Below are 6,288 nucleotides of genomic sequence, written 5' to 3' on the forward strand. Positions count from 1 at the left end.
AACTTGGGCCATAACGAACATTTACTTTTTTTTTTTTAAGGAAACAAAAGTTTCTTCAGCTATGGAAGAAGATATAAAAATTGTTAGGCAAATTAGTGTGCAAATAATTTTATACATTAATTACATATACATTTTTTTCTTTTATCAAATTTTACTTTTCTAAAATTTAAATTTAACAAATCGAAAATTAAAATATATCCATTTAAATTTTTTCCAATATTTAAAATTCTTTTTAAGATTTCGTTAGCCTGCATGGTGCCAATAATGCCAGCAATAGTACCAAGTATTCCTTCATATTCACAGTTTAGAATGTCATCAGAGATAGTTTCTTCTTGATAAAAACATCTTAAACAAGGATCTTTTTTATTGCTAAAATTAAAAGTAAATATGTGGCCATCAAACTTACTTATAGCTCCTGTTACTAAAAATTTTTTATATTTTAAACTTATATCGTTAATTAAAAATTTTGTTTCAAAATTATCTGTTCCATCAACGATATAATCATATTTTTTAATAATCTTTATAAATTTTTTTTTATCTAATTTAAAATTATGAATATTAATTTTAGTTTTAGAATTAATACTAACTAATTTTTTTTTGGCAGCTTTAACTTTTAATTTCCCTAAATCTTTTTCATCATACAAAGTTTGTCGATGGATATTAGAAAGACCAACTATATCGTGATCTACAATTCCTAGAGATCCAACCCCTGATCTGGTTAAAAATTCTGCAACAGGGCAACCCAATCCCCCCATACCAATTATTAATACTCTTGAGTTTAAAATTCTTTTTTGACCTAAAATACCGATATTTTTTAAAATAATTTGTCTTGAGAACTTTTCGAGTTGATTTTTATTTAATTTTGAACTCATTTTCCAGTTGAGCCAAATCCACCTTCTCCTCTAACTGTTGCAGGTAAAGTATCTGTTTCTTCTAAATTCATCTTAATAACAGGAGTTAAAATCATTTGAGCAATTCTATCTTTATTATTTATTAAAAAATCAGTATCACCATGATTGTAAAGAATAACTTTAATCTCACCTCTATAATCGCTGTCTACTGTTCCTGGAGTGTTCAATACACTAATATTATTTTTAGCAGCTAAACCAGATCTTGGTCTGATTTGAATTTCAAATTCACTAGGAAACGCAACAGAAATACCCGTTGGAACCAAACAAGAATTTTTTGGTTTTAGTGTAATTGCTTTATTTAAAAAGGCCATTAAATCCATACCTGATGCCCCGCTTGTTTTATACGCTGGTAACTCAACAGATGAGTCTAATTTTTTTATAAGAACTTTTGTCATTAATTTAATTGATTTATTATTCTATCAACTATTTCATCAGATATTTCAGATTTTTTTTTATAAGAAAGTTTCTCTTTTTTTTTGTCACTGTAGTAAACCGTTACTTCATTGAAATCAGAACTAAAACCAATTTTATTATTGGATACATCGTTTGCGATGATCCAATCACAATTTTTAGTACTTAATTTTTTTTCAGCATTCTTTTCAACATTATCTGTTTCTGCTGCAAACCCTATAACAAGATCTGGTCTCATAGAATTATGGTTTGAAACATAACTTAATATATCTACATTTTTTTCTAAATTTAAATTAAGCGAGTCTTGTTTTTTTATTTTGTATTCGTATTTTTTATTAATTTTAAAATCAGCTACAGCTGCAGAGAAAACAGCTACATTTGCTGGCAAGTTTTTTTGAGTTTCTAACAACATTTCATCTGCTGTTTCAACCTCTATAAGTTTTATATTGGCGTCAATTGTTAAATTAGTTGGACCAGAAATAAGGGTGGTATCAAAACCTTTTTTAGATAAAGATTTAGCAATTTCATACCCTTGTTTACCACTAGATTTATTTGTAATAAATCTTACAGGATCAATATATTCATTTGTTGGACCAGCTGTAACTAATGCTTTTAATTTTTTACTATTTTTAAGATTTAAGAAATAATTATTTATTTCATTGGAAATTTTATTTGGCTCAGACATTTTTCCTTCACCATATTCACCGCAAGCCATTTCTCCAATTTCTGGGCCAATAAGTTTATACCCATAACTCACTAGTTTTTTTAAATTTTGTTTTGTAGATTGATGCTCCCACATTCTAATATTCATTGCAGGTGCTATATAAATTTCTTTATTTGATGCCAGTACTACAGTTGAAGCCAAGTCATCAGTAGTTCCTTGAGCTAATTTTGAAATAGTGTTTGCTGTAGCTGGAGCAATTAAAATAACATCTGCCCATCTTGATAAAGCGATATGATCCATTTCTGTCTCGTTTTCAACATCAAATAGATCGCTATAAACTTTGCCTTGTGAAAGAGATACAACTGAAAGAGGAGTTATAAATTGTTTAGCACTATTGGTTAAAATAGTTTTTATTTGTGCTCCATTCTTTTTAAAAAGTCTAATTGTTTCAAGACTTTTATAAGCAGATATTCCACCACAAACTATATAGAGAATTTTTTTGTCTATTAGATTTTTCATTTGCCGAATTAAAATACCAATAACCCTATAATTACAAGAACTAATAAACCAATAATAGATTGATTTCTAAAAGTCGTCATTTCAGATTTTTTATTATTTAAGGCTGTATAAGAATTTGAGCTTTGTGGAATTTGGCCACTAGCTAAAAATGTTAATGCTTGATTAGCTTTATCCATAATCTCGGGTAATTCTGGTAATTTTTTTAAAACTTCTGAGGTGTTGTTTAATGTATCCGTTATAGTATTTATTGGATCTTTTGTTTCTCTTAACCAATTCTCAAGCACCGGTTTAGATGTTGTCCATATATTTGTGTTAGGATTTAATTTTCTTGCAACACCTTCAACTACCACCATAGTTTTTTGCAACATTAATAATTGAGGCTGAGTTTGCATATTAAATTTTTCAGTTACATCAAACAATTGTTTTAGCAACTTACCACCAGATATATCTTTGACTGATTGTCCAAATATAGGTTCTCCTATTGATCTTAAAGCTTGAGCCAAATCATCAATTGGAACATTATTTGAAACCAATCCAGCTACCAAATGTACTTCTGCAACTTTTCTATAATCCCTTTGAATAAAGCCATACAAAATTTCAGCTAAAAATCTCTTGCTAACCTTATCTAATCTACCCATTATACCAAAATCGATAGGAGCTATTTGACCACTATTATCAATAAAGATATTTCCTTGATGCATATCTGCATGAAAAAAACCATCCCTTACAGCATGTCTTAAAAAATGTTGAATAATGTCTTCAGCAATTTTATTTGTATCTAAGTTTCTATTCTTTAATTCTTCAGTCTCTCTTATGGATACCCCATCAACCCAATCAAGGGTCATTACATTTTCACTAGTAAAATTCCAATAAATTTGAGGAACTTTAAAACCAGCATCATTTTTTGTATTTTCTGCATATTCATTAGCTGCTGCTGCTTCAAATCTTAAATCCATTTCAAGGTTTGTTATTTCTTTTAATAAAAATACAACTTCTACAAGTTTTAATCTTTTTGTTTTTTTTACAAATGATTCAATAAAGAAAGCAAACAACATCATAGCATCAATTTCTTCATTAAATATTTTTTTGATATCTGGTCTTAGAATTTTTATTGCTACATCCTTAATAGTTCCATTATCATTAATTTTAGCTTTATGAACTTGAGCTATGGAGGCCGCTGCAACAGGTTCGCTTAAGTCTATTATTGAATTATATGTTTCTTCACCAAGGTCTTTTTTGATTATTTCTTGTGCTTGTTTAATAGAAAAGGGTGGAAGACGATCTTGTAAATTTTCTAGTTTAGCTGATAGTTCTTCTCCAATAATATCAGGTCTAGTTGCTAAAAATTGTCCAAGTTTTATAAATGTCGTACCCATAGACTCTAAAGAACTAGACAATCTTTCTCCTTCATTTGTATTTAATTTTTGCAGATTATTTTTAGAAAACGAAATTGAGAGTAATTGAAATAATATTGTTATTGCGATAGGTGGTTTTTTAAATTTTGAAGCAATACTTAAAATGTCTGACTTTGCAACTTTTCTCCCTAATTTAAATAAGGTTATAAGTTTTTTGATCATTAATATTTCCATCCACTATGAATTGAAACAATCCCTCCAGAAAAGTTTCTGTAAGAGCAATTTTGAAATTTATTATCTTTCATCAATTGAATTAACTCTTCCTGGTTAATAAATTGCTCTATGCTTTTAATTAAATATTCATATGGTTCTTTTTCGCCAATAACAAATTGACCAATAATTGGAATTAATTTTGAATAATTTTTATATATAAAATCAAGATTTGAGTTTTGTATTTTAGAAAATTCCAAACATAAGTATCTTCCACCTGGCTTTAAAACTCTGTACGCTTCGGAAAGAGCCTTATTCAAATTTTTTGTATTTCTTAGTCCAAAACTAATAGTATAAAAATCAAATTTGTTATCCTCAAAAGGTAATTTTTCTGCAGGAGAAATAACCCAATTAATATTTTTGTAACTAGAGAGCTTTCGTTTACCTTGGCTTATCATTCCTTTGTTAGGATCCACGCAGGTAATTTTGCTATTTTTATTAGTACTGTCTAAATACAATTTACCAATGTCACCTGTTCCACAAGCTACATCAATTAAGTTTTTATCCAGAGATGGGTTCATCATATTTATAAGACTTTTTTTCCAAAATCTATGAACACCAAGTGACATAAAATCATTCATAAGGTCATATTTACTGTAGACTCGATCGAATACTCCTTCTACAAGCCCTTTTTTATTTTGAAGATATTGTTGCATAAAAAAAAATATATATTCAATATAGTGTGAAATGCCAGAATTACCAGAAGTAGAAATTGTAAGACAATCTCTTGATAAAAAGATTAAACAAAAAAAGGTTAAAAAAGTAATAATAAGAAATAGGAACTTAAGATTAAAAATTCCATCTAATTTTAATACCTATTTTCTAAATAAAAAAATAATTAAAGTAGATAGATTTTCTAAATACATAATTATATATTTACCAAAAGATAATTACTGCTTAATCCATCTTGGTATGTCCGGAACAATACATGTCGTTAACAAAAAATTAGTTAATAAACATACTAATGCTAGTTTCTATAATTCACCTTTTTTACCAAAAAAACACAATCATGTGGAATTAGTTTTTGAAAATTTTAAAATTATTTATAATGATCCAAGAAGATTTGGTTTTTTTCAGATTATTAAAAATAATGCAGATCTAATTAAAAGATTTAGTCACTTGGGTCCTGAGCCTTTTGATAAGAGTTTCAATCTAAAATATGTTCATAATTTTTTTAAAGACAAAAATAGGGATATAAAAAATTTTTTACTTGATCAAAAATTTGTATCTGGAATTGGAAACATTTATGCTAGTGAAATTTTATTTACGAGTAAAATTAATCCATTTAAAAAAGTAAAATTATTAAGCAAGAAGGAATGTAAAGAAATTATAATTAATAGCAGAAAAATTCTGCTTAAAGCAATTAGTAAGGGAGGTTCAAGTATAAGAGACTTTAAAGATACATCAGGTTCAAAAGGTGGTTTCCAAAATGAATTTAAAGTTTATCATCTAGAGGGAGTGCGCTGCAAAAATATAGGGTGTACTGATTTCATAAAAAAAAAAATAATCTCCAATAGATCAACTTTTTTTTGTGATTCTTGTCAAAAATAGCCAATTATTTTATTGACCACCATAAATTCTCAAGCTATACCCCTGCGAATATGGCAAATACAAAATCAGCAATTAAGAGAATTAGAAGAATTTCTAAGCAAACAACAGTCAATAAGGCCAGAAAAAGCAGATTTAGAAATGCTCTAAAAAAAATGAATATATTAATTGATGACAAAAAAAAAGATGAAGCCCTTAAATTCTTGCCAAAATTAAATTCTGAATTGATGAAAATAGCAAAAACAGGGATTATTAAGAAACAAAACGCCTCAAGAAATGTTTCTAGAATAACAAAAAAGATATCTGCAATTTAAAACTTAAGACCCTAACAAAAGCTAATAAACAACCTCGAGTACTCACATTATATATTAGTATTACTTTTATAATTTACCACATCTAGACTTGGTAAATAAAAATAACTTTTTGATTCAATCTATGAACGATTCAATCTGTGTTTGATTCAAAATAAAAGTTTTTAATAAAAGATAAATTAATTTTTTTTTAATTTAGAATTAAATCTACAATCATAGATTTTATTTTTTTTTTAAAAAAAATATTATGTAGTTGCAAATTTTTTTATTTCGTTCTAACTGAGATTTCCTTAAACGTT

The 6,288-nt window shown here is 27.3% G+C and carries 7 protein-coding genes; 2 read left to right on the plus strand and 5 right to left on the minus strand.

From position 1 onward, the window contains the following. Positions 1-116 precede the first annotated feature (116 nt). From AC5SLZ_RS07100 to ubiE, 5 genes are read right to left on the minus strand one after another with little or no spacing between them, the layout of a single operon-like run. Positions 117-872 (minus strand): HesA/MoeB/ThiF family protein, encoded by a 756-nt coding sequence (locus AC5SLZ_RS07100; RefSeq protein WP_028036151.1) that lies wholly within the window; start codon positions 870-872, stop codon positions 117-119. Further along, positions 869-1,306, minus strand: coding sequence for a dUTP diphosphatase (gene dut / locus AC5SLZ_RS07105; protein ID WP_028036152.1), 438 nt, complete (start codon positions 1,304-1,306; stop codon positions 869-871). Before dut ends, AC5SLZ_RS07100 begins: the two co-directional genes overlap by 4 nt. Beyond that, positions 1,306-2,505: a bifunctional phosphopantothenoylcysteine decarboxylase/phosphopantothenate--cysteine ligase CoaBC gene (coaBC, locus tag AC5SLZ_RS07110; protein WP_028036153.1), complete on the minus strand. Its 1,200-nt coding sequence runs from the start codon at positions 2,503-2,505 to the stop codon at positions 1,306-1,308. Before coaBC ends, dut begins: the two co-directional genes overlap by 1 nt. A gap of 8 nt (positions 2,506-2,513) precedes the next feature. Next, the gene (ubiB, locus tag AC5SLZ_RS07115; protein WP_494615599.1) at positions 2,514-4,082 is read right to left on the minus strand and encodes a 2-polyprenylphenol 6-hydroxylase; all 1,569 of its coding nucleotides are present in this window, start codon (positions 4,080-4,082) and stop codon (positions 2,514-2,516) included. Then, complete coding sequence (gene ubiE / locus AC5SLZ_RS07120; RefSeq protein WP_028036155.1) at positions 4,082-4,786, minus strand: bifunctional demethylmenaquinone methyltransferase/2-methoxy-6-polyprenyl-1,4-benzoquinol methylase UbiE; 705 nt, start codon at positions 4,784-4,786, stop codon at positions 4,082-4,084. The genes ubiB and ubiE overlap by 1 nt, the downstream gene beginning before the upstream one ends. A gap of 31 nt (positions 4,787-4,817) precedes the next feature. Between ubiE and mutM the strand changes: the two genes are divergently transcribed. Further along, positions 4,818-5,681 (plus strand): bifunctional DNA-formamidopyrimidine glycosylase/DNA-(apurinic or apyrimidinic site) lyase, encoded by an 864-nt coding sequence (mutM, locus tag AC5SLZ_RS07125; protein WP_494615601.1) that lies wholly within the window; start codon positions 4,818-4,820, stop codon positions 5,679-5,681. Between the two features lie 50 nt (positions 5,682-5,731). Further along, entirely contained in the window at positions 5,732-5,992 is a 261-nt protein-coding gene (gene rpsT / locus AC5SLZ_RS07130; RefSeq protein ID WP_028036157.1) for a 30S ribosomal protein S20, read from the plus strand. Positions 5,993-6,288: the final 296 nt, after the last annotated feature.

The organism is Candidatus Pelagibacter sp. PS_06 (genome assembly GCF_059418045.1).

Bases quoted from the DNA above. Each gene is read 5' to 3' on its own strand.
- ubiE (WP_028036155.1), bottom strand. From the start codon at position 4,786: ATGCAACAATATCTTCAAAATAAAAAAGGGCTTGTAGAAGGAGTATTC.
- coaBC (WP_028036153.1), bottom strand. From the start codon at position 2,505: ATGAAAAATCTAATAGACAAAAAAATTCTCTATATAGTTTGTGGTGGA.
- AC5SLZ_RS07100 (WP_028036151.1), bottom strand. From the start codon at position 872: ATGAGTTCAAAATTAAATAAAAATCAACTCGAAAAGTTCTCAAGACAA.
- rpsT (WP_028036157.1), top strand. From the start codon at position 5,732: ATGGCAAATACAAAATCAGCAATTAAGAGAATTAGAAGAATTTCTAAG.
- ubiB (WP_494615599.1), bottom strand. From the start codon at position 4,082: ATGATCAAAAAACTTATAACCTTATTTAAATTAGGGAGAAAAGTTGCA.
- dut (WP_028036152.1), bottom strand. From the start codon at position 1,306: ATGACAAAAGTTCTTATAAAAAAATTAGACTCATCTGTTGAGTTACCA.
- mutM (WP_494615601.1), top strand. From the start codon at position 4,818: ATGCCAGAATTACCAGAAGTAGAAATTGTAAGACAATCTCTTGATAAA.